General features: G+C 70.4%; 21 protein-coding genes. 11 read left to right on the top strand and 10 right to left on the bottom strand.

All coding sequences use genetic code 11. The features are described 5' to 3' along the window. Positions 1–71 precede the first annotated feature (71 nt). Positions 72–494, top strand: a complete 423-nt coding sequence (locus H0264_RS24975; RefSeq protein WP_276514559.1) for a pyridoxamine 5'-phosphate oxidase family protein — start codon at positions 72–74, stop codon at positions 492–494. Here the strand turns inward: H0264_RS24975 and H0264_RS24970 are convergent. After that, entirely contained in the window at positions 472–2049 is a 1578-nt protein-coding gene (locus H0264_RS24970) for an ABC1 kinase family protein (RefSeq protein ID WP_181579791.1), read from the bottom strand. The genes H0264_RS24975 and H0264_RS24970 overlap by 23 nt on opposite strands. Positions 2050–2520: 471 nt before the next feature. Between H0264_RS24970 and H0264_RS24965 the strand changes: the two genes are divergently transcribed. The 6 genes from H0264_RS24965 (at position 2521) to H0264_RS24940 (ending at position 6914) form a co-directional block, all read left to right on the top strand. Continuing rightward, the gene (locus H0264_RS24965) at positions 2521–3525 is read left to right on the top strand and encodes a zinc-binding alcohol dehydrogenase family protein (RefSeq protein WP_181585816.1); all 1005 of its coding nucleotides are present in this window, start codon (positions 2521–2523) and stop codon (positions 3523–3525) included. A 132-nt stretch (positions 3526–3657) separates the two neighbouring features. Then, positions 3658–4737 carry a hypothetical protein gene (locus tag H0264_RS24960; RefSeq protein ID WP_181579790.1) on the top strand — a complete coding sequence of 360 codons (1080 nt, stop codon included), beginning with the start codon at positions 3658–3660 and terminating at the stop codon, positions 4735–4737. Between the two features lie 31 nt (positions 4738–4768). Further along, positions 4769–5572, top strand: coding sequence for a ribosome hibernation promotion factor (locus H0264_RS24955; protein ID WP_181579789.1), 804 nt, complete (start codon positions 4769–4771; stop codon positions 5570–5572). Between the two features lie 42 nt (positions 5573–5614). Continuing rightward, a complete protein-coding gene (locus H0264_RS24950) occupies positions 5615–5845 on the top strand; it encodes a DUF1918 domain-containing protein (RefSeq protein ID WP_181579788.1) in 231 nt (76 codons plus the stop codon). Beyond that, a complete protein-coding gene (locus tag H0264_RS38745) occupies positions 5842–5991 on the top strand; it encodes an ATP-binding cassette domain-containing protein (protein WP_276313981.1) in 150 nt (49 codons plus the stop codon). The genes H0264_RS24950 and H0264_RS38745 overlap by 4 nt, the downstream gene beginning before the upstream one ends. Before the next feature lie 176 nt (positions 5992–6167). Beyond that, on the top strand, positions 6168–6914 hold the full coding sequence (locus tag H0264_RS24940; RefSeq protein WP_181579787.1) for an ABC transporter permease: 747 nt from the start codon (positions 6168–6170) through the stop codon (positions 6912–6914). A 14-nt stretch (positions 6915–6928) separates the two neighbouring features. Here the strand turns inward: H0264_RS24940 and H0264_RS24935 are convergent, their stop codons facing one another. The 8 genes from H0264_RS24935 to H0264_RS24900 all read right to left on the bottom strand — a co-directional run bounded on the left by H0264_RS24935 (position 6929) and on the right by H0264_RS24900 (position 14358). After that, positions 6929–7078, bottom strand: a complete 150-nt coding sequence (locus tag H0264_RS24935) for a VOC family protein (RefSeq protein ID WP_181579786.1) — start codon at positions 7076–7078, stop codon at positions 6929–6931. Positions 7079–7308: 230 nt separating this feature from the next. Continuing rightward, positions 7309–10188 (bottom strand): alkaline phosphatase D family protein, encoded by a 2880-nt coding sequence (locus tag H0264_RS24930; RefSeq protein ID WP_181579785.1) that lies wholly within the window; start codon positions 10186–10188, stop codon positions 7309–7311. Further along, entirely contained in the window at positions 10169–12598 is a 2430-nt protein-coding gene (locus H0264_RS24925) for a PEP/pyruvate-binding domain-containing protein (RefSeq protein ID WP_181579784.1), read from the bottom strand. The genes H0264_RS24930 and H0264_RS24925 overlap by 20 nt, the downstream gene beginning before the upstream one ends. Beyond that, a complete protein-coding gene (locus H0264_RS24920) occupies positions 12595–12906 on the bottom strand; it encodes a hypothetical protein (protein WP_181579783.1) in 312 nt (103 codons plus the stop codon). Before H0264_RS24920 ends, H0264_RS24925 begins: the two co-directional genes overlap by 4 nt. Positions 12907–13165: 259 nt before the next feature. Beyond that, positions 13166–13498, bottom strand: coding sequence for a hypothetical protein (locus H0264_RS24915; RefSeq protein ID WP_181579782.1), 333 nt, complete (start codon positions 13496–13498; stop codon positions 13166–13168). A gap of 110 nt (positions 13499–13608) precedes the next feature. Next, the gene (locus H0264_RS24910; protein WP_181579781.1) at positions 13609–13761 is read right to left on the bottom strand and encodes a DUF302 domain-containing protein; all 153 of its coding nucleotides are present in this window, start codon (positions 13759–13761) and stop codon (positions 13609–13611) included. A gap of 15 nt (positions 13762–13776) precedes the next feature. Further along, positions 13777–13938 (bottom strand): hypothetical protein, encoded by a 162-nt coding sequence (locus tag H0264_RS24905; RefSeq protein ID WP_181579780.1) that lies wholly within the window; start codon positions 13936–13938, stop codon positions 13777–13779. 24 nt (positions 13939–13962) lie between these two features. Further along, positions 13963–14358 carry a carboxymuconolactone decarboxylase family protein gene (locus H0264_RS24900; RefSeq protein ID WP_181579779.1) on the bottom strand — a complete coding sequence of 132 codons (396 nt, stop codon included), beginning with the start codon at positions 14356–14358 and terminating at the stop codon, positions 13963–13965. A 167-nt stretch (positions 14359–14525) separates the two neighbouring features. On the opposite strand from H0264_RS24900, the gene H0264_RS24895 reads away from it, so the two are divergent. From H0264_RS24895 to H0264_RS24880, 4 genes are all read left to right on the top strand, one after another. After that, a complete protein-coding gene (locus H0264_RS24895; RefSeq protein WP_181579778.1) occupies positions 14526–14786 on the top strand; it encodes a metal-sensitive transcriptional regulator in 261 nt (86 codons plus the stop codon). Between the two features lie 375 nt (positions 14787–15161). Then, entirely contained in the window at positions 15162–16163 is a 1002-nt protein-coding gene (locus H0264_RS24890) for a helix-turn-helix transcriptional regulator (RefSeq protein WP_181579777.1), read from the top strand. Between the two features lie 123 nt (positions 16164–16286). After that, a complete protein-coding gene (locus H0264_RS24885; protein WP_181579776.1) occupies positions 16287–18470 on the top strand; it encodes a glycoside hydrolase family 65 protein in 2184 nt (727 codons plus the stop codon). Beyond that, positions 18467–19114 (top strand): universal stress protein, encoded by a 648-nt coding sequence (locus tag H0264_RS24880; RefSeq protein ID WP_181579775.1) that lies wholly within the window; start codon positions 18467–18469, stop codon positions 19112–19114. Before H0264_RS24885 ends, H0264_RS24880 begins: the two co-directional genes overlap by 4 nt. A gap of 45 nt (positions 19115–19159) precedes the next feature. Here H0264_RS24880 and H0264_RS24875 read toward each other — a convergent pair whose 3' ends face one another. Continuing rightward, positions 19160–20662 (bottom strand): bifunctional aminoglycoside phosphotransferase/ATP-binding protein, encoded by a 1503-nt coding sequence (locus tag H0264_RS24875; RefSeq protein WP_181579774.1) that lies wholly within the window; start codon positions 20660–20662, stop codon positions 19160–19162. Between the last annotated feature and the right edge of the window lie 261 nt (positions 20663–20923).

Here is a 20923-nt window from a genome sequence, read left to right as displayed (position 1 = left end):
GCGTGGGTTCGTCCGAGTCACTGTCGTCCGCGGCGAATCCGGCGTCGTCGTTCGCCGCCCACCCGACCCCGATCGGCGTCGGCCATCGGGCCGGCCGCCGGGTCGTCGAACTCGACTGGGACGAGTCGATGCGACTGCTGGCCGCCGTGCCCTTCGGACGTGTCGTTTTCACCCAGGACGCGCTGCCCGCCATCCGGCCGGTGTACCACCTGATCGACGAGGGACAGATCATCGTCGTCCGCAATCGCCTGACCGCCCGCTTCACCACCGTGACCGACGATCGCACGAATGTGGTCGTGGCCTTCGAAGCCGATGACATCGACCCGGTGAGTCACACCGGATGGTCGGTCGTGGCCACCGGATTCGCCCGCCCTGTCACCGATCCGGACCGCATCGCCCACTACGAGCGACTACTCGATCCCTGGGTGGCCGGCCACCTGGACAGCGTCATCGCCATCGAGCCGTCGATCGTCACCGGCCTGCGACTCGTCTGACGAGCCAGCCGCCGGTCGCCAGTGCCGCCAGGGCGGGCAGCCAGTCCCGCGGCGGGGGCGCTGCGGCCACCGTGCTCAGCTGGTCGAGGACACCGCGATGCCGCAGCGCGTCCGCGACCTCGACGACCAGATCGGGCAGATCCAGAACCAACGCCAGATAGTCGATGCGCTGCTCGCGCACTGTCGCCCACAGGTTTCCCGGGGTCGGGGCCAAGGCCAGCAACAGCTGCGGCAGCAGCGGCCGGAACAACGCCGACAGGTCGAGATCGGGGCGGACCACCCGGGCGGTGGATTCCAGGGTGACCAATGACCGGCACAGCAGCATGAGCTCGCGCGGGAACACGATGCCGAACGCGCCGCCCAATCCCAGGTCGCGCAGCAGCAATTGGGCCGCGGTCATCCCGGATTCGGCCTCGTACCAGTCCTCCACCACTTCGGCGACGGCGTCGCGGAAACCGCGCGGGTCCGCGCCCGGCCGCAGGGTCGACATGCGCAGCAGTTGAGTGCCGACCGCGTTGTAATCGCCGCTGATCAAGGCCAGCAGCATGAGTCCCATGCGGCGGCGCTGGGTGCGGTCGAGGCGTCCGAACATGCCGAAGTCCAAGAGGCACACCCGGTTTCCGGGCAGCAGCAGAATATTGCCGGGGTGTGGGTCGGCGTGGAACAGGCCGTCGGTGAACAGCTGCCGCACCATCCAGCTGGCCCCCGCATTGAGCACTTTGTCCGGCTTGAAGCCGGCCGCGGTGAGCTCTGCCGCCGGGGCGGGCGGTATTCCGTCGATGAACTCGGTGGTCAGGACCCGGGCGGTGCTCCAGGTGCGGTGCACGGCGGGCACGACCAGCCGCTTGTCCACCGCGGCATTGTGCCGCATCTGCTCGGAAACCGCTGCCTCACGCCGGAAGTCGAGTTCCCGGGTGGTGTAGGCGGCCAATTCGTCCACGGCTTCGGTGGGCCGGAAACCGAGGGCGCCGGGCTGCCGCCGCTCGACCGTGCCCGCCAGCCAGCGCAGCAGCGCCAGGTCCCGGGCGACCAGATCGGCGATATCGGGGCGCTGCACCTTCACCGCGACCGGCCGCCCGTCGGGCAGTTCGGCGCGGTGCACCTGCGAAAGCGAGGCGGCGGCGAAGGGTTGCGGATCGAAGTCGCGGAACAACCGCTCGATGGGTCGCCCGAGTTCGGTTTCGATGGTCCGGCAGGCGGCGTCGGCGCCGAAGGGTTCCGCGTGCGTGTGCAGGCGTTGCAGGGCCTGGGCGTAAGGCAGCGGCAGATAGTCCGGCCGCAGCGCGAGCATCTGCCCGAGTTTGACGAAGGTGGGCCCGAGCTGTTCGAGGACCTCCCGAATGCGTTCGGGCAGTGGCCGTTCCAGCGCCTGGTGGTGCGGGCACTGGTGGACGCCCGCCGCGCACCGCAGCCGGCAGCGCACCGAGCCGCATTCGCGCACACTCAATGCGTCGGTGAGCCAGTCGGTTTCGCTGTTCCACAGCACCCGGGTGATCTGGGAGGCGCGGGTCAGCCGGGCGCGGTAGCCGACTCGGTGCAGGTGCGCGGTGTCCATGGCCTACACGGTCGCCGATCGCGGGCCGCCGACATAGGGGATATGGGCGGCGGTGTCGAGGGTCCTCGGTCAGCAGTGCCGGTCGGACGGCCGGCGTGCGGGAAATGCGGTGACGGTCGGGGACTTCGGTCCTCGGGGATGGGTCGATCGTCGCGGCGTCGCACTGCCGAACGGCTCTGTCGACTGATCGAGAATGCCGGTGGAATCGACCGTGCTGTACTCATTTTCACCACTGGGAGGATTCGATGAGTTGCACACCGCGGTCCGCGTCGCGGACGTGACGCGGACCGCGATGCGAGATGCGCTGCGAACAGGCCGGGCACCTGCGGCGCGGATGCCCGTGCGACAGTGAGTAGGGGCCGAGCCCTTCCCTACCGCGGACGGTGTGGCATCGCGACGTGCGTGGCCGGTCGTGCCGGCTGGGCGGTCGGGACTGTGAGTCGTACGGAGGAGGATGCCGATATGACGTCGATGAACGCGTGGCGGGTGAGCAAACCCGGTCCGATCGACGGTGGACCCCTGTCGTTCGAGCGGATGACCGCGCCGCAGCCGGGCGCCGGTGAGCTGCTGGTGCGGGTGCTGGCGTGTGGGGTGTGCCGGACGGATCTGCATGTGGCCGAAGGGGATCTGGCGGTGCATCGGCCCGATGTGGTGCCCGGACACGAGGTGGTCGGCGAGGTGGTCGCGCTCGGGGCCGACTCGGGGGAGGAGTTCGCGGTCGGTGACCGGGTCGGTATCGCCTGGCTGCGGCACACCTGCGGGCGGTGCCGGTTCTGCCTGCGCGGCGACGAGAATCTGTGCCCCGAATCGCGGTACACCGGCTGGGACGCCGATGGCGGTTACGCCGAATTAGCGGTGGTGCCAGCGGCTTTCGCGCTCCCGCTGCCGCACGGCTATGACGATGCCGAGCTCGCGCCGCTGCTGTGCGCGGGCATCATCGGCTACCGGGCGCTGCAGCGGGCAGCGCTGCCCGCCGGCGGGCGTCTGGGCATCTACGGATTCGGCGGCAGTGCGCACCTGGCGGCGCAGGTGGCGCTGGCGCGGGGCGCGGAGGTGCATGTGATGACCCGGGACGAGCCGTCGCAGCGGCTGGCGCTGGCCCTCGGTGCGGCCTCCGCGCAGGGGGCCGCGGATCCGCCTCCGGTCCCGTTGGACTCGGCGATCCTGTTCGCGCCCGTCGGCGACCTGGTGCCACCGGCCATGGCCGCACTCGACCGCGGGGGTGTGCTGTCCATCGCGGGCATCCATCTCAGCGATGTCCCGGTGCTGAACTATCAGCGACATCTGTTCCAGGAACGCGAGATTCGCTCCGTCACCGCCAACACGCGCCGCGACGCGCGCGACTTCCTGGACTTCGCGGGCACGCACCGTCTCGAGGTGACCGTGCACCCCTACGAACTCGCGCACGCGGATCGGGCGCTGCGGGATCTGTCGCACGGGCGGTTCGCCGGGGCAGCCGTGCTCGTCCCGTCGTAGCTCGCCGTCGCGACGTCGACGACGGGGTGCGATCGGGACTTCCGATTTCTTGCCGGGGCATTTGGTCCCTGTGCCCACCCGGTGTGCTCGTTGTTTGCTGAAGCGATCAACGCGACAACCGAAGGGCCGACCATGATCACAGCCGCCTCCGAAGCGGTGACCGGCGATCCGGCGCCGTTCACCTGGCTCACCGCCGTGTCGATGCTGGTGTTCTGCGCGATCCTGTGGGCGATCGTGCGCTACATGCAGCAGCATCCCCGTGCCTCGATGTGGGTGTGGGGACTATCGATTCTGACCTTCCCCCTGTGGATCTGGGGACCCGGCCGCGATATCGGGCTGATCAACTGGTTCTCCTGGGCGAAGATCCTGTCCGTGCTCATTCCGCTGACCGTCGTCGGCGCCATGCGGGTGTCGATGGCCGAACAGCGGCCGGGCCGGGTATGGGAGTTGCTGCGAAATCCGCGATTCCTCTGGTTCCCGTACGGAATTCTGTTCCTCAACATCACCGAGGCCACCCTGCGCGACGTCGAGATCGGCAACTACTGGAATGCCGCCGTCGGCCTGGGCCTGTGCTTGACCATCCCGTACAGCCCGCGCTTCTGGCAGCTCACCGCCGACCGCCATGCCGAACTCATCGCCTACACGACGGTGGCCTGGAACTTCGTCTACACCTCGTGGAACCTGTGCTTCACCTACGGCGGCTACCCGCCGCAGGAGGAGCACTTCGCCGCCAGCATCTGCATTCTCGCCGTCGCCGAGATCTATCCGCTGGTCATGCGCCGGCCCGAGCTCTACATCATGGCGCGCATCTACACGCTGCCGGTGCTCATGCTGGTGATCGGCGTCTACAACATCTTCCCGACCGTCATGCCCTCCGACGGATGGTTCGACGAACGGGTCTGGATCATCTGGGGCGCAGTGAATTTCGTGCTCATGGTGCCGATGGTGTTCTGGCACACCTGGCAGCTGCACACGGGCAAGGCATTCATCACCTTCCGCCGCGGCAGGGCACGCGAAGAATTCCTGGCCCGCCACGGCGACACGGTCGACCGGATCATGGCGCTGGGGCGCTCCCTCGACGCCGGCGCCGCTGCGCGCGGGCCGGGACAGCGGCCGGACCGCACGCCGGGCCGAGCGGGTGCGGCAAGTGCGGTGGAGGCCGAAGGGTCGGGCGGCCAAGGACTTTCGGCTCTCTCTCCGGGAACCCGATAGCTGACACAGTCGAGCGAAAGGAGGTTTTCGTATGCTGTCGCAGCGTTCGTCGGAACTGGGTTCGATCCTTCGGGTCTCGGCCGACCAACACGTATCCGCCGCTGGAGCGGACTACACCCGGGAAAAGATCGGCCGCGCCCTGGAGTTCGCCCCCGAACCGGTGGAGTCCGCCCGGGTGCGGCTCACCGGTCACCCCGATCCGGCCATGGCGAATCCGATTGTCGCGCAGGCGAATGTGCACACCGCCGGGCGAACCGTGCGAGTGCAGGTGGCCGCGAGCACCACTCGGGAGGCGATCGACGGTCTCGCGGACCGGCTCAAGACGCGGCTGCAGCGCCTGGCACGCCATTGGGAAGCCGCACGCGGCAGGCGCACCCAGCCCGGTCCGCACGAATGGCGGCACGGCGATATGCCGCGCCGTGCGCTGTCGTACTTTCCCCGCCCCGTGGAGCAGCGCGAGGTGATCCGTCGCAAGACCTTCACCCTGGCAGCCGCCAACTGTGATGAGGCCGCCTTCGACATGGAACTCATGGACTACGACTTCCATCTGTTCACCGAGGTGGGTACCGGGCAGGACAGCGTCCTCTACCGGGGCGGGCGTACGGGTTACCGTCTGGCCCAGCTGAATCCGCGCCCCACCCACGTGGAGTCGGGAGCGGTGCCGGTCACCGTCAGCCTGACCCCGCCGCCGGCGACGGACCTGGCCGGTGCGATCGAGCGCCTCGAGCTGACCCAGTGGCCCTTCGTCTTCTTCCACGACCACGACCTGAACCGCGGCTGCGTCCTCTACCACCGCTACGACGGCCACTACGGGCTCATCATCCCCGCCACCTGACCGGAGGCCGGCGCTGCGCACCGCCGGCGGAAAGCGACGACCATGAAAGCGAAACCGGGCGACTGGCTGGTCGTCCAGAACCGTGCCGTCGGCGGCCCGGTCCGGCACGGATACATCGAGGAGGTGCACGGGAAAGACGGCGCCCCACCGTATCTCGTGCACTGGTCCGACACCGGCCACCGGGCGCTGTTCTTCCCCGGGCCCGACGCCACGGTGCGGAGCGAGGCGGAGCTGTGGTCCGGCCTGCCGCAACCGCGCTCGGAGGCGTTGTGACACGGTCGAATCGGGCGTTCGCGCAGCTTTCCGGTGGTCAGCGGCAACGGCTGTTCGTGGCGCTGGCGCTGCGCAGCGCGCCCGAGGTGGTGTTCCTCGACGAGATGACCACCGGATTGGATCCGGCGGCCCGCCGGGTCGCCTGAGACATGGTGCGCGCGGTCGCCGACCGAGGCACCACGGTGGTGCTGGTGACGCACTGCTGACGGTGTGCGCCGAACTGGTGCGCCGCGACTGCCCGGCCCGGGATCTGCGGGTGCGGCAGTCGGATCTGGAAGACGCGTTCCTGGCCATCACCGGGACACGAGCGCGGGAGTAGCTCATGCGCCTGTTCGCCAAACTCACCTGGGTCGAACTCGAGCTCTTCGTGCGCGAGCCCTTGAATCTTGTTTTCACCCTGGGCTTTCCGGCCCTGGTGGTGTGGATCCTGGGGGCCGCGTTCGGCAATGTCGCCGATCCGAACGACGGGGCGTTCGGCGGCATCGGCCCGATGGACTACTACGTCCCCGGCTACGTCGGCCTGGCCATCGCCTCGGTGGGCCTGATCGGAATCCCCGTGCACCTGGCGGGCTATCGGGAACGGGGAGTGCTGCGCCGATTCCGCGCGTCGGGCCTGCCCGCCTGGACACTACTGGCCGCCCAGGTGGTGGTCACCCTGGTGCTGGCCGCGGCCGGCAGCGTCGTGCTCATCACGGTCGGCGTCCTCCTCTACGACGTGCACGCGCCGAAGTCCCCGCTGCTCGCGTTGGTGGCATTCCTGTTGTCGGCCTTGAGTTTCGCCGCGATCGGCGTCCTGCTCGCCGCCGTCCTGCCCACCGCCCGCGCCGCCCAGGGCATCGGGGTCATCGCCTTCTTCGTCATGATGTTCCTCGCCGGAACCGACGGCCCCCGAGCCCTTTTCGGCCACACCCTGCGCCGCATCGGCGACGCGCTGCCGCTCACCCACGTCGTGACACTGCTGCAGAACGCCTGGGTCGGCTTCGCCGTGAACATCCCGGCGTTGCTGGCGGTGCTGGGTTCTCTGGTCGTGTCCGCGGTACTGGCCGTGCGCTTTCTGCGCTGGCAGTGATTCGTGCGGAAAGGCTATTCGGCTGCGTGCGAGTCGTCACGCAGCAGGCCGACGACCGCGCCGCCGGGGTCGGTGAACAGGGCGAAGGCCATATCGTCACCGATCGGCGCGGGCCCCAGCACCGTCGTGCCGCCGATCTCCCGGTGCACTACCGGACTACCCATCATCGTGTCCTTTCGTTTCGAATACTCACCTCGCCCTCCTCCCGTGCGCCGGCCCGGCCGGTGCGGTCAGCGATGCGGGGTGAGGCGCCGCAGTGGCTTGCCGTCGTGCAGGCGGGCGGTTGCCGAGGGCAGCAGGGGTCCGTGGGTGACCACGACCAGACGGTCCGCGCCCGCTCGGGCCAGCTGCCCCCGAGGTCGATGACCAAAGCATCCAGGATCGGTCCGGTGCTTCACGGGGTGGGTGCGGGACCTGGCACGGTGTAGCGGTAGGTGGTGAGAACTGTTCCGTCCCAGCGCTTTCCAGTGAGGGTCACGGTCAGCTGGGCGCCGGTGTCGGTGATGTCGAGCAGGCCGTACTGGCCGCCGCCGGGGAAGGCGCCCGCACTGTAGGGGCCGCCCTTGACATTGCCGGGGCGGTCCAGCGCCGCGGCGTGCAGGACCGGGAAGCCGTAGCCGCCGACGGCGGAATAGTCGCTGTTGGCGCCGTCGTCGATGGCTACCATGTGTGCGTCGCCGGCCACCATGACGAGATTGCGGATGCCCGCGGCGGCGATGGCGTCGGCGATGCGGGCGCGCTCGTCCGGATGGCCGGCCCAGCTGTCGGCGCCCGGTTCGGCGCCGCCTATCCACGGGACGGAGCTGGCCCATACGACGAGTGCGTGCGTGCGGCTCGCCTGCGTGAGTTCGGTGATGAGCCACTCCAGTTGCTCGGCGCCGAGCATGGTGGTTCCGGTTTCGGCGGAGCGGGTGTCGGTGAGCACGAAGCGCACTCGGCCGATGGTGAACGCCTGGTTGATGGTGCCGCCGGTGGAAGCGAAGGGGTAGTGCGGGACCGTGGTGCCGTAGGCGGTTCGCGACGCGGTCCGGCCGGGGGCGTCGGCTCCGGCGTCATTGGGGCCGTAGTCGTGGTCGTCCCAGATGTAGGCGGTGGGTGCGCTGCGATAGAACGCGGCCTGGCCGGGCTGGGTCAGCACGCGGTCGTAGGCGTTGAAGAACGGTTCGGCGTCGGTGGCTTCGATATTGGCGTAGTGCAGGTCGCCGAGGGCGAGATGGAACAGGGGCTGCTCGGCGGCGAGAGCGTCGAACACCGCGCCGTTGGAACCCACCCGGGCGCAGGCGCCGGCGGTGACCCGGAACGAATAGGGCCCGTCCGCCGGTGTCGTGAAATGCCCTGTGCCCCGGGAGGAATCGGGTTCGCCGTCGACCATGACGGTATAGGTGTAGGCGGTGGCCGGACGCAGTCCCGCGATGCTCAGGCGGGCGATGCGGTGCTCACCCGCCGCCACCGGGATCGAGTCCGCCGTCGTGGAGCCGTCCGCGGCGCTGACCCGCAACGACGCCTGTTCGTACCCGTGGGCCAGCCGGGTGGTCACGGTGAGGGCGTCGGTGCGCAGTGCTCCCGCCCACACCCATTCCACGCGATCCACCGCGAGCGTGGGCGCGGAGCTGTCCGGATGCGTCGGCCCGAAATAGATGGCGTACACCCGATTCGCCCCCACCCACGCGCCGCCGAGCAGCAGCAGGGTGACCACCGCGAGGATCAGCAGCTCCCAGGCGGTGCGGCGATGCTGCCAGCTCAGCCACAGCAGCACCGACGGCACCATGGCGCCCGCCACCAGAATCATCGCGAATTTCGGTTCGTACTCGATGGCCGCGAAGATCCCCAGAGCGGTTGCCGCGAAAGCGATCAGCACCGCGCCGATCGCTTCCCACCGCCAGCCGATCAGCGCGCCGAGGGAAACCATCCCGGCCAGCGCCAGCTGCACGGGTCGCTCGATCGCAGACCCGAACACAAAACCTTCACCGCTGGAAGGCACCCCGACGGTGAGGGTCAGCACCGCCAGCGTCAGCGCTACGGCCGCGGCCGACACATGGGCGAGCATGCGCACCGTCGAGGCCGCCGACGTCGTCAGTGGCACGATCCCGCGCGGCGGATGGGGGTGGGTGTGTGCGACCGGCGACCACAGGCAGCCGCGGCAGGCCACGTGCGCGCGCGGCGAGTCGATGATCCAGCGGCCGCCCAGCACCAGCGCCAGCCCGATCGCGGCGCCGCCGAGAACATCGGTGGGCCAATGTGTTCCGTGGGCGATGCGGTCGAAGGCGGCACCCGCCGCGACCGCCCCGAACACCAGGGTCAGCGGTGTGATGAGACCGCGCCGATGCAGCAGGGTGGCCACGGCCAGGGGCACCAGCCCGGCGATGATGACGGCCTGGATGACATGGCCGCTGGGATAGGAATCCAGGGCTCCGGCCATCGGCCCCGCGGGTGGGCGCGGCCGATCGATCCCGGCGCGCAGCGCCACGCTGGCGAGCAATCCGAACCCGGTGGCCGCGGCGTAGGCCACCGCCAGCGCCCGGCAGCGCAGGGTGGCCAGCCCGACCAGGACGACCAGCGCCAGTACGGATTCGGTGGAGAAGGCGAAATTCGTGAATCGCGTCCACGCCGGTATCGACAGGTTGTGGAACCACTCGGCGACCCAGCGGTCGAATCCGTCGACCACATACGGTGACGCGGCGACCACGAGGGAGAGCAGCGCCGCGAAGGCCGTCGCCGCCATGAACCCGGCGCCCAGTTTCCAGGACGGCCGGCCCTGCCAGTCCCCGTCGCTCACCGGACGGGTGGTGAGCAGCGAGTCGGTCAGCGGCCGGCGGATTTCCGGCGGAGGCGTGGGGTAGCGGGCGAACACGGTCGCGGCGATGACCCCGTAATAGGAGGCCGCCGCGGTCACGCCGAGCGACACCACGAGCAGCCACGCGATATCGGCCACCCAGCCCGGTTCCTGGAAGAAGTTCGCGATCGACCCGATCGCGACGTACACGGCGCCACCGCCCAGCGTGAGGGCGGTGAGCAGATACACCGGGCGCGGGCGCAAGCCCTGCCGGGCGGGCGAGTCGGGACGTGTTGTGCCGGTGGTGAATCGGGCCACCGTATGCCCGTCGATCCCAGCGCGCTTGGCACGGGAGGACTCGCCGCTGGTGCGCACGAGTTCCCGCAGTTCACTGGCGAGCCAGAACAGCAGTCCGACACTCATGATGGCCGGGACGAAAATGTGCAGCCGGTCGGCGCCGAGCAGTTCCAGCCGGCGGCGGTCATGCGCGCGCGAGTGCATCGCCCGGTCCTTCCTCGAGTACGGTCACGATGCCGGTGTCGCCGTCGACCTCGATGTGCCGGCCATCCAGTGCGCGGGCCGCGCCGGGCAGGTTGAACACCGCGGGCACGCCGAACTCGCGCGCCAGAATCGCGGCGTGCGAGAGCGGTCCGCCCTGTTCGATGACCATGGCCCCGCAGCGCATGAGCAGCGGCGCCCACGACGGATCGGTGGTCACCGCCACCAGCACTTCATCGGGTCCGATCCGCTGGTCCGCGTGGGTGAGATAGCGTGCGACACCACGGAATCGGCCGCTGCCGGCCGCCCACCCGGTGAGCTGCCGCCCCAGCACCGCGACCGGAGCGGAGGTGTCGGGGCGGCCATGGAAGATCTGGGGGAGGGGATCGCGGTCCTCGTGGCGCCGCAGCCTGCGGCGACGGCGGTCCAGCACCGCGGGCGGCGGGGCCTGCCGGTCGCGCAGCGCTGTGCGCATCTCGGCCACCGTCAGCAGCTCGACATCGGTTGCCGCGGTGAGCATTCCGGCCGCGGCGAGCCGTCCGCCGACCTCGAGGTGAACGCGCCGGATCTCTCCGCCGAGCAACAGGATCGCCTGCTTGGTCTGCTCCCGGCGGCGCAGCTGTTCGGCGGTCTCGGCGCCCAGCCGCTCCACCTGCCGCACCCGTATCCATCGGGTGAGCCCCGATTTCGGCCAGCGCGCACTGGTTTCGAGTTGCCGCAACACCTGGTCGACGAGGGCGTCCGGGTTCACCGCGGTGTCCTCGGTGGCAGCGGGGGCAGCTGGAGCCGGCGCATCGCCTGGCACGGCCCCAGTCGCGTCCGCCGGCCCGTGCAGCCGTGCCTCCTGCCAGGTGGGACCGGCCGGAACCGCCATGCTGGCGCGGGGTGACGGTGTGAAAGTCGTTGCGGGAACCGCGAGCAGATCGGCGAGCCGGTGCGCTTCCCCGTCGCCGGTATAGCGGGCGAGCACCGTGCGCAGCCCCGCGTGAATGGCGCCCGCGTCCGCGGCGACGGTGATCTCCGCGGCCATGGCGCGGGTGGCCAGATCCAGCAGCGCCGCGTGATAGCGCAGCAGTTCTTCCGGCGGTAGGGTGTCGAGAGACGGTGCGGTGGCGTCGATTTCGGCGGTCGCGTGAATCACGACCTCGGCGTCGAATCGAGCCTGTCGGCGTGTCGTGCGGGCCCGGAGCCGGTGCCGGAATATCGCGAGCCGAGACGGCCCGGCATGGAATTTCCCCGCGCCGCCGGACTTCTGGGCCGTGCCGGGGACCGATGCCACGCCGGTCGCGTCCGCGTCGAGTGCGGCGCGGCCGTGGACCCGGCACAGCAGCCGGTGCGGTGTGGTCATACCCTCGCCGTGCAGTGACCCGAGCCCGTCGAGCATGGTGCGCAAGGCTTCCTCGACCATGAAGGCGCACACCTCCCACCGCAGTGGCGGCAGCACGCCGGGCAGCATCTCGGCGATCCCGGCGGTGGTGAGCGTCCGATCGGCGAGTTCGGCCTCGGGGGTGTCGAACGGGTCGGCGGCGTTGGCCTCGACGGTGATCGGCCGCGCCTGCACGAGCCACAGTCGCTCGCCGTCCCACGCCCATTCCACGTCCTGCGGACAGCCCGCCCGGCGTTCGAGCTCCCGCGCCGCCGTCAGCAGCGGCATGATCTCGGGTCCCGCGTCCGCGGGCACGATGCCGTCGCGCACGCGCAGCACGTGCGGAGTTCGCTTGCCCGACACCAGCACATCCGCGAGCCCGGTCACCGTCTCGATGCGGACCGTGTTCGCGGGCCCGGTCGGATCCTGGGTGAAGAGCACGCCGCTGCGCACGGCAGGCACCATCGGCATGATGAGCGCCGCCATGGCGGCATCCCGCTCGGCGATGCCCAGCGCGCGCCGATACGCCCGCGGTGCGGCATGATGCAGTGACGAGAACACCGCCAGCACAGCGCTTTCCACCGCATCCGGAGCGGTGGCGTCCACATCGAGCACGGAATCGTACTGTCCCGCGAAGGACGAGGCGTCCATATCCTCGACCGTCGCCGTGGAGCGCACCGCCACCGGCAGTCCCGCCCCCACCTGCCGGGCGGCGGCCCGTACCCGGGTGGCGATCTCCGGCGGCAAACCGGCGCGCTGGAACGCGGCATCGATCTCATCGGCCGGAACGTCCGCTCCGGCGAACAAGCGATCCAGCACCGCCGCGACGGCGGGCTGCGTGGCGACGGCTCGATACGCGTCGGCGGTCACCACCACCGCCGCCGGCACCGGGAAGCCCCACCCGATCAAGCGATCCAGTGCGGCGGCCTTCCCGCCGACGAGCTCACCACCCGCGCCGCTGCCGTCCAGCACGCGGATCGGGCACGACGTCGGCGAATCGGTGGTGACCGCGACTCCGGGGTGGAGCGGAGAATTCGTGGTCGTCATCGGCGCTGCGGCTCCTCGGGAGCGCCGATGAGCCCCGACCGGTAGGCGGCGACGGCTCGATCGGCGACGCGCCCGACCGGTTCGCCGCCGTCCGCCGCGCGCAGTGCGATCCAGCCCGCCAGATCCCGCCGCAGCGTGAGGGTGGCGCGCCCGCGGCGCCGGACCAGGGCGGCCAGGCCCAGCACCGTGATCATCGCGAAAACGGCGATCAGATCCCAGGTGTGCGCCGTGGCCGCGTCGATCAGTCCCACGACCGCCGCCGTCACCATGGCGAGCAGCAGCGCCCGGGTGCGCGTATCCGGGATCATGACCGGCCTGCTTCTCGAATTGCCCTGCCGCACATGACCTGCACTCCTCGGATCGGAACGAAACGATTGGCCCGGTGCCGGCGTTCACACCGCGACCGGTGACGGACCGGGCACAGCGGTGTGCCGAGTTCGTTGTTCCATTCGAGCAATCGGGCCGCCGTGGACGTAGGGGCCGGGGTCCCGTGATCGAGGGCCGTTGGTACCCGGGGCGGTCCGGCGGTAGTCTTGCCCGGGCATACCGGCTCTCGCACAAGATGTCTTATGCAGCAGTCTGTTTCGCGTGCCGGATGGCCCGGGACCGACCTGCCAGCCAGATCCCGACACCGATGACGGCGGTCACCGGCCAGGACAGCAGCCCGGTGGTGGTCAACGCCCCCAGACCCAGGTAGAACAGCGCCGATTCGCGATCGGGCACCACGCGGTGGGCCGCCGCGAGCACCATTGAGATGCCCTGCGCCGCCGGGGGAGTGGCGGACGTGTCCTGGGGTGCCGGGGCAGGGTGATCGCCGTCCGGCGCGGAGGCGCCGGCCGTACCGGGCATCGGGGTGCGCTGGGTTGTGCGGGTCTCGGCCATGGCGGCTCGTCCTTCCACTTCGGAATCCTGCGTCTTCGCAGCGATTCAGCTAACCCACCGGACGTGCCGTGCCGCTATGTCCATTGGCGGTGGAGTGGTGGACTTTGGTCACCTGGGCAGGTGTCCGCTCAGTCCGCGCCGAGCTTGGCGTGCATCGTGGCCTGCACGTCTATTTCGGTCAGTATCCCGAAACCCTGCTGCGCCAAGGCGGTTCGAGTCCGTTCCACCGCCTCGGCGAAGGAGGAGCGCACCGTGGCCGACAGCGTCGTGTCCAGTTTCATCTCAGCTCTCGATTCTCATCGTTCGAACAGTCGGCGCAGCAGGCCCTTGCCTTCGGTCTCGGGGTGGCCCGGGCACCAGCGGTCGGCGGGGACGTTCGCGCGGACCTGCGCGATGTGCTGACCGCAGCCGGACCACGTGGTCTTGCCGCAGGACTTGCAGCGCACGGGGCTACACATGGTGGATTCCCTTTCCGTGGGTGTTCACGCCGGGGCCTGGCCGTCCTCGACGGCGTCGGCGAACTCGCAGAAGGCTTCATAGGCGCGGGCCCCGTGGATGGTGGCGGGGCCGCCGTGCATGAGGAAGGTGACGCCGATGGCCTCGGCGGCCTCCTGCCGGGTGGCTCCGGCGCGGGCGGCAGCCTGCCCGTGCGAGGCGATGCAACCGTCGCAGCCCTCGACCACGCCGATGGCGAAAGCCATGAGCTCCTTGGTCTTCCGGTCGAGCGCACCCGGCGTGAACGCCGCCTTGCTCAACTCGCCGAAGCCCTTGTAGACGTCGGGGATGGCGCGGCGCAGTTCGCGGTGCTGCGGCGAGAGCTCGCGCAGTACCGCGGTGCCGTGCGGGGAGGCGTGGGTGTGCTCGGTGACCGATGACATCGGCGGGGGTCCTTTCGTTCTGTGCTGTGCCGAGGGGGACTCGGTGCGAATTGGCACTCGATCTAGATCCCCCCAGGGGGATATGGCCCGAGCCTAGCATCCCCCTGGGGGGATATACAATGAACCGGTGCGGCCGCGACGGTCGCCCCGACGAACGGAGACCGACCATGCGACTGGAGCCCGAGGACACGAAGGCCATCATCACGCGGATGAAGCGGGCGCACGGCCATCTCGCCTCCGTCATCCGCATGATGGAGGGGGGCGCGGAATGCGAGGACGTGCTCACCCAGCTCGCGGCGGTCAACAAGGCCCTCAGCCGCAGCGGATACGCGCTCGTCGCCACGGGGTTGCAGCACTGCTTGACCACCGGCGGCCCCGACAGCGTGGACACGAAGAAGATGGAGAAGCTGTTCCTCTCCCTGGCGTGAAACCCGCAGGGATGCCGCACCCCGCGCTGGACGCAGCGATTTTCGTGCAGCGCGGGGTTGCGGCGTAGCGGTGCGCTTGGGCGGAGACGCACTGCCGATCGGGTCCGCTCCGTCGCGCCGTGGCGACGCGGGCAGAGGGGTGGCCCCGCAGGCGGGGCGGGGGGTGGTCGTCGCCTGCGGGGCCTGGGCAATGCAGTTCCGGGCTGCATCGGTGCAGCGAATCCGTTGGTGCAGAGCGTGTCATCAGTATTACTGCGCCGTGCGGTGGTGAATGGCCGGTCCGGTCAGGAAGATTCGTTCCCTGGATATGCGGTTCGCGTTCCGGCTATTGTCGGCGGCGGGAGCCCGCAGCATGGCGGAAGGCAGGCGGTCGAGGTGCCGACGAGCAGAGGCATCGCGGTCGGGGCGGCGGCGGTTGCGGTGCAACGCACCGAGATTCGCGCTTGCGAACCCGACGAAGGTGTCGAGGTGATCAAAGCGCTGCTGATCGACCACCGGGCACGGATCACGCTGTCCGGGGCGCAGGCCATGCGCGTCGAAGTGCGGTCGGCGGCCGTTGGCGGGCTCAGCGCGTCGATCCTGCGTTTCCCCGGGTTCGCCTATCACGGGGAGGGGGAGCCCGCCGACGCGTTGCTCGCGGGGGTGCTGCTGTCGGGCGCCGGTCACTTCACCACGGGCAAACAGGAATTGGCGCTGTCGGCGGGCGAGATGTTCCTGATGCCGAGCGATTCGAACTGGGTGACCGGTCTGCGGAATCCGGTGTACGCCGTGGTGGGAATCTCGCCGGCCATGATCGCCGAACACGCCGCCGAGGCGTGTGAGCTGTCCGGGCGGCGATTGCGGTTCCACGGGCTGGCCCCGCTCGCGGGTAAGCAGCGGTTGTGGACCGACACCGCCACGTTCCTGTTCCGCCAGCTGGTGGAGTCCGGCGCGCAGACCCTGGAGCCGCTGGTGCTGCACGGGCTCGAGCGCCTCACGACCACGGCATTGCTGACAGTCTTCCCCAATTCCACCATGACCGCGGACTACATTCCCGGCCCGGGCCGGACGGCGCCGGCGACCATCCGGCGTGCGGCCCAGTTCATCGAGGACCACGCCGCGGAACCGTTGACGCTGACCGGGATCGCCGCCGCGGCCCGCATCGGCCCGCGCGCCCTGCAGTCCGGTTTCCGCCGGCACCTCGACACCACACCGCTGCACTATCTGCGCCGGGTCCGGCTCTCCCGCGCCCATCAGGAACTGCTGGCCGCCGACCCCGGCTCCGGGGCGACCGTCGAAACCATCGCCGCGCGTTGGGGTTTCACTCATCAGGCGCGTTTCGCCGCATGGTATCGGGAGGTCTACGGCGTGCTGCCCAGCCGCACCCTGCGCGATTGACGCCGGTCGCGTCGTCATGCAGATGGTGTCGCGACCGTGACCTCAGCGCGGTATCGCCGAGGTGCGCGCAGGGGGATCGTGGATGGTGGACAGTGAATCTCGCAGTGGAAGCGAGCAGCGCGGATGAATGATCATCGCGTCCCGGCCACGTCATACGACACCGCATCGTCCGAAATGGACGACCATCGCGCTCCCGCCGCGGGCGCGAGTGCGCACACCCGCGACGCACCCGGCGTCGACCTCGATCCGCGGTGGACGGTGCGGCAGCACCCGCGCCGGTCCGCGGTATCCGATGTGCCGGTGTTCACGGTCGGATGCGGTGACGTCGCCGCACCGGGCGTGGCGGAGGACGACGCCGATTCGGGCCCGGGAATTCTCGTGGGCGGAGTGTATGCGGGCTCGGGACCGGAACAGTGCCTGCTGGAGGGTCCGCGCTGGACCGGCATCGCCGGCGGAACCAGGCCGGAGTCCGCACGCTATCTCGATCTGTATTCCGGTGTGCTGCATCGGATTGCGCAGGCCGAGGCGCAGCGATATCACAGCATGCGTTTCGCGTGCGCGGATCTGTGTGCCGTGCTGGCCATGCGGGTGACCACCAGCGCGCCGGACTTCGCTCCGGGCCCGCCGCTGCTCCCGCCACCGGGAGACCAGGCGCACGCCACGGTCGAGGTCCCGGTCGCGGCGCCCGGCGTGGGGATCGAAACCCGGTGTCTGCGTATCGAATCCGACGGCGACGGGGCGATCACCGCGGCAGCCGCGCAGCGGTCGGCCGCCACCGCGGCCGGTCACACGCTGGACCGGGTGGTGGCGGTCACCGCTGACACCCGGACCGGCAGCGGGGCCGGGCGGGCCCAGCGGGAACTGCGCCGCGCGTGGAAACAGGGGGTCGACGAGATGCTGCGGGTGCACCGTGCCGCGTGGGCCCGGCGCTGGTCGGAGGTCGGCCTCGACTTGCCCGGCGATCCGGAAACCGAACTGGCGGTGCGATTCGCGCTGTTCCAGCTGTGGTCCAACGCGGGCGCCCACGGTGAGGCCGCCGTGGGCGCCCGCGGGCTGTCCGGCCGGGGATATCGCGGCCACATCTTCTGGGACACCGACGTTTTCGTGCTGCCCGCGATGGTCTCCATGGATCCGGACGCCGCGGCGGCCATGGTGGAGTACCGGCTGCGGCGATTGCCCGCGGCACGGGAGCGCGCTCGCGCGGACGGCTGCCGGGGCGCTCGATTCCCCTGGGAATCCGCCGCCGACGGCACCGATGTGACCCCGCGCAGCGGATTCCTCGGGGGTACTCCGGTGCCCATTCTGACCGGCACCCGCGAGGAGCACATCACCGCCGACGTGGCCTGGGCCGCAGACTATTTCGCGCAGTGGACCGGCCGGCGCGGCTACCTCGAGACCACCGCGCGGGACCTGCTGCTCGACACCGCCCGCTATTGGGCGTCGCGATTCGAGCTCGACGCCGGGGGCCGCGCGCATCTGCGCGGCGTCATAGGCCCCGACGAATACCACGAATGCGTCACCGACAACGCCTTCACCAATGTGATGGCGCGGTGGAATCTGCGCCGGGCGGCCCGGCTGCGCCCCCGCGACACCCGGGAGGCCGGTGAGCAGGAGACGTGGCGCCGCCTCGCCGATCGCATTGTCGATCAGCTTCGCCCGGACGGTCGCTACGAACAGTTCACCGGCTATTTCGACCTGGAGCCGCTGACCGCCGCCGAGGTCGCGGGCCGGCATGTGGCGGCGGACGTGCTGCTGGGTCAGCAGCGGGTGGCCCGGTCGCAGTTGATCAAACAGCCGGATGTGCTGATGCTGCACCACATGATCCCGGCCGAGGTGCAGCCCGGATCGCTGAGCGCGAACCTGGATTACTACCTGCGCTACACGACCCACGGATCGTCGCTGTCGCCCGCGATCATGGCCACGCTGCTCGCGCGCGACGGCCGGCCGGACGCGGCGCTGGAGATGTTGCGGCCGGCGCTGCGCATGGATCTGGAGGACGGCACCGGCACCACCGCGTCGGGCCTGCACATGGCAACCCTCGGCGGGGTGTGGCAGGCCATGCTCACCGGATTCGCCGGGGTGCGGGTGCGATCGGGCATGGTCGTCGTTCGCCCGGAACTGCCGCGAGCCTGGCCGCGGCTGGGCATCGCGTTCCGCTGCCTCGGCCGCCGTGTGCGGCTCGACCTGACCGCGGCCGGGGTGCGCCTGCACACCGACGGCCCGCTCACGGTGGCGGTCGGCGGTCGGCGGCCCGCGGTGGTCGAGGGCGAATCCTGGTGGCCCGCAACGGAAGAGAAGGCCGGATGAGTGAGATTCTGGTGCGCCCGTCACCGCCCGCGTCGGCCATCGCGGGCGCCCTGGGCGCGGTGCTGGCGGCGGAGTCGCGTGTGCTGGCCGCGACGGTCTCGGACGCGGAATTCCTGCTCGCGCTGAACGATCCGGGTGTGCTGCTCGGCGTCGCGGAGCTGGACGGCGGCTGGCGCATTGTCGAGCAGGCGTCGAAGCCCGTGGTGTTCGTGCGCGCCGACACTCGCCTGCACAGTGTGATCGATCAGGTGCTGGTGCCACTCGACGGGACGACGGAGACGGCGAACGCGGTCGCGGAGACGGTGCGGCTGTTCCGCGCCGCCGGGGTGGAGATCATCGTGCTGCATGTCTTCGACAGCGCCACCACGCCGTCGTACTGGGATCAGGCGGCGCACGCGCGTGCGGAGTGGCAGGAGGAATTCGTATCGCGTTACTGCGCACCGTATTTCGACACCGTGCCCCCGGAGGTGACGCTGTGCAGCGGCGGGCCGGGCGAGAATGTCGTCGAGGTCGCCGACAAGTCGGCCGATCTGATCATTCTCGGCTGGTCCCGCACCCTGCTGCCGGGGCGCGCCCGCACCGTGCGCACCGCGCTGGCGGAGGCGTCCGTGCCGGTCATGCTGGTGCCCACCGTGACGACCTGACCTGCCCGCGGTGCGGCATCCGGGAACGGATCGTCTGCCGCGGCGTCACCGCGACGGCAGCGAGCTGGACTCGGGGCGGCGCGGCGCGCGCAAGGGAGCGGCGTCCCACTCGCGCAGGGCGGCGGCCACGGTGTGCTCGAGGGTGTCGGTGGTATCCAGAAGAGTTGCGCCGCACCAGTATTCGCCCGCAACCGCCATGGCCTCGGCAATGGCCGGGGTGGCCTCCGAATCGCCGTGCGCGCGGGTGCGCATACGCGCGGCGGCCATCGTGCCGGGGCAGGTGCAGCACAGCTGCACCAGATCCGAGCAGGTATCGGTGGCCAGCCGCACCGCGCGCCGGCGTTCGGCGACGTCGGTCCACGCGGCGTCCAGGATCACCGGCACACCGTGTGCGAGCCTTTCCCGGGCCCGTTCCAGCATCTGTGTGTACACAGCGTGTTTGGCCTGCGGGCGGTAGGCACCCGCGCCGAACACGCCCGCCCGCCCGGTGATGGCGCCGCGGGCACGCAATTCGGCGCGCACGGTATCGCTGGAGATCACCTCCGCGCCGGTGAGCCTGCCCAATTGGGCTGCCACGGTGGATTTTCCGGTCCCGGGCAGACCCCCGACCAGGACCAGGCGCACCGCGCCCGCGGCCAGGTGCCGCAGGGTCAGGCGCAGGTGGCGGCGGGCCTGGCCGCCGGCCTCCGGATCACCCTGGGCCGCGCGCAGGCGGTCGGTCTTGGCGCGCACCAGCGCGCGATAGGCGAGATAGTGGTGGCGCAGCGACGCGGGCGGCGCATCGCCGGAGCGGCGCAGGTACTCGCGCAGGAAATCCTCGGCGAGCCGGGAGTGCCCGCGGAATTCCAGATCCATGGCGAGGAAAGCAGCATCGTCGAGCCGGTCGACATAGCGCAACGCGTCGTCGAAATCGAGGCAGTCCAGGATGCGGAAGCCGTCGGGCAGCACGAAGATGTCCTCGGCCAGGAGATCCCCGTGCCCGTCGACGATGCGGCCCTGGGCGATGCGCTGCGCGAGTAGGTCGCCGCGACCGTCCAGGAAGCGTCCCGCCAGCAGCTCGGCATACTCCACATCGTCGGGATCGAGTGCGCCCAAGGGCTGTTCGCGCAGGCTGTGCAGCAGTGCCTGCCAGCGTGCGCGCACCGCGGCGGGCGTGCCCGCGGCCGAGATCTCGGGCCCGCGCCGCGCCGCGTCGTGCAGCCGGGCCAGCAGTTCGGCGAGAGCCGACAGTTCCGGTGCTTCCTCGTCGGCGTCGAGCCGGTCCGCGAGCCGGGCGGAGTCCGGCATCCGGCGCATGACGATCACCGGTTCGTCGGGTCCGCCGGTCGGATCGCTCAGCTGCGCCAGTCCCAGGTACACATCCGGCGCGAATCGTCGGTTCAGCTCCAGTTCGCGGGCGCAGGCCCGCTCCCGCGCCGCGGCCGTCCCGAAGTCCAGGAAGTCGGTGACGACCGGTTTCTTGACCTTGTATGCCCTTTCCCCGCACAGGAATACGACTCCGGTGTGCGTCTCGCGGACCTGAGCGAAGGGCTGGTGGTTCGGTGCCATGCGTCATCGGCTCCCGTCTCGGGTGGGGGATCGACCTTCCCAGGATTGCCCGCGCCGACCCGGCGCGGCACCGTCGAAGGTCACCGGAATGCGGAGACTTTCCGCCCGGAGCACAAGGTCCCGGACCGGGCGCGGCAGAGGTCCCGGGGGAGCGCGGGTTTTCGACTCTGCACCGGCCCGCGAGCGCGATCGATGCTGAATTCCGAGTGGGCGCGGTCGTTTTCGCGCGACGCCGCGATCCGCGCCACCCGGTCAGGAGGA

This window comes from Nocardia huaxiensis, from assembly GCF_013744875.1.
Taxonomy (GTDB): domain Bacteria; phylum Actinomycetota; class Actinomycetes; order Mycobacteriales; family Mycobacteriaceae; genus Nocardia; species Nocardia huaxiensis.
The sequence above is the reverse complement of the archived record's forward strand: the minus strand, read 5'-3'. Positions and strand labels throughout refer to the sequence as shown.

Excerpts from the sequence above, each read along its gene's own strand:
- H0264_RS24970 (WP_181579791.1), bottom strand. The coding sequence starts at position 2,049 with ATGGACACCGCGCACCTGCACCGAGTCGGCTACCGCGCCCGGCTGACC.
- H0264_RS24965 (WP_181585816.1), top strand. The coding sequence starts at position 2,521 with ATGAACGCGTGGCGGGTGAGCAAACCCGGTCCGATCGACGGTGGACCC.
- H0264_RS24960 (WP_181579790.1), top strand. The coding sequence starts at position 3,658 with ATGATCACAGCCGCCTCCGAAGCGGTGACCGGCGATCCGGCGCCGTTC.
- H0264_RS24955 (WP_181579789.1), top strand. The coding sequence starts at position 4,769 with ATGCTGTCGCAGCGTTCGTCGGAACTGGGTTCGATCCTTCGGGTCTCG.
- H0264_RS24950 (WP_181579788.1), top strand. The coding sequence starts at position 5,615 with ATGAAAGCGAAACCGGGCGACTGGCTGGTCGTCCAGAACCGTGCCGTC.
- H0264_RS24940 (WP_181579787.1), top strand. The coding sequence starts at position 6,168 with ATGCGCCTGTTCGCCAAACTCACCTGGGTCGAACTCGAGCTCTTCGTG.
- H0264_RS24935 (WP_181579786.1), bottom strand. The coding sequence starts at position 7,078 with ATGGGTAGTCCGGTAGTGCACCGGGAGATCGGCGGCACGACGGTGCTG.
- H0264_RS24930 (WP_181579785.1), bottom strand. The coding sequence starts at position 10,188 with ATGCACTCGCGCGCGCATGACCGCCGCCGGCTGGAACTGCTCGGCGCC.
- H0264_RS24925 (WP_181579784.1), bottom strand. The coding sequence starts at position 12,598 with ATGACGACCACGAATTCTCCGCTCCACCCCGGAGTCGCGGTCACCACC.
- H0264_RS24920 (WP_181579783.1), bottom strand. The coding sequence starts at position 12,906 with ATGATCCCGGATACGCGCACCCGGGCGCTGCTGCTCGCCATGGTGACG.
- H0264_RS24910 (WP_181579781.1), bottom strand. The coding sequence starts at position 13,761 with ATGAAACTGGACACGACGCTGTCGGCCACGGTGCGCTCCTCCTTCGCC.
- H0264_RS24905 (WP_181579780.1), bottom strand. The coding sequence starts at position 13,938 with ATGTGTAGCCCCGTGCGCTGCAAGTCCTGCGGCAAGACCACGTGGTCC.
- H0264_RS24900 (WP_181579779.1), bottom strand. The coding sequence starts at position 14,358 with ATGTCATCGGTCACCGAGCACACCCACGCCTCCCCGCACGGCACCGCG.
- H0264_RS24895 (WP_181579778.1), top strand. The coding sequence starts at position 14,526 with ATGCGACTGGAGCCCGAGGACACGAAGGCCATCATCACGCGGATGAAG.
- H0264_RS24885 (WP_181579776.1), top strand. The coding sequence starts at position 16,287 with ATGAATGATCATCGCGTCCCGGCCACGTCATACGACACCGCATCGTCC.
- H0264_RS24880 (WP_181579775.1), top strand. The coding sequence starts at position 18,467 with ATGAGTGAGATTCTGGTGCGCCCGTCACCGCCCGCGTCGGCCATCGCG.
- H0264_RS24875 (WP_181579774.1), bottom strand. The coding sequence starts at position 20,662 with ATGGCACCGAACCACCAGCCCTTCGCTCAGGTCCGCGAGACGCACACC.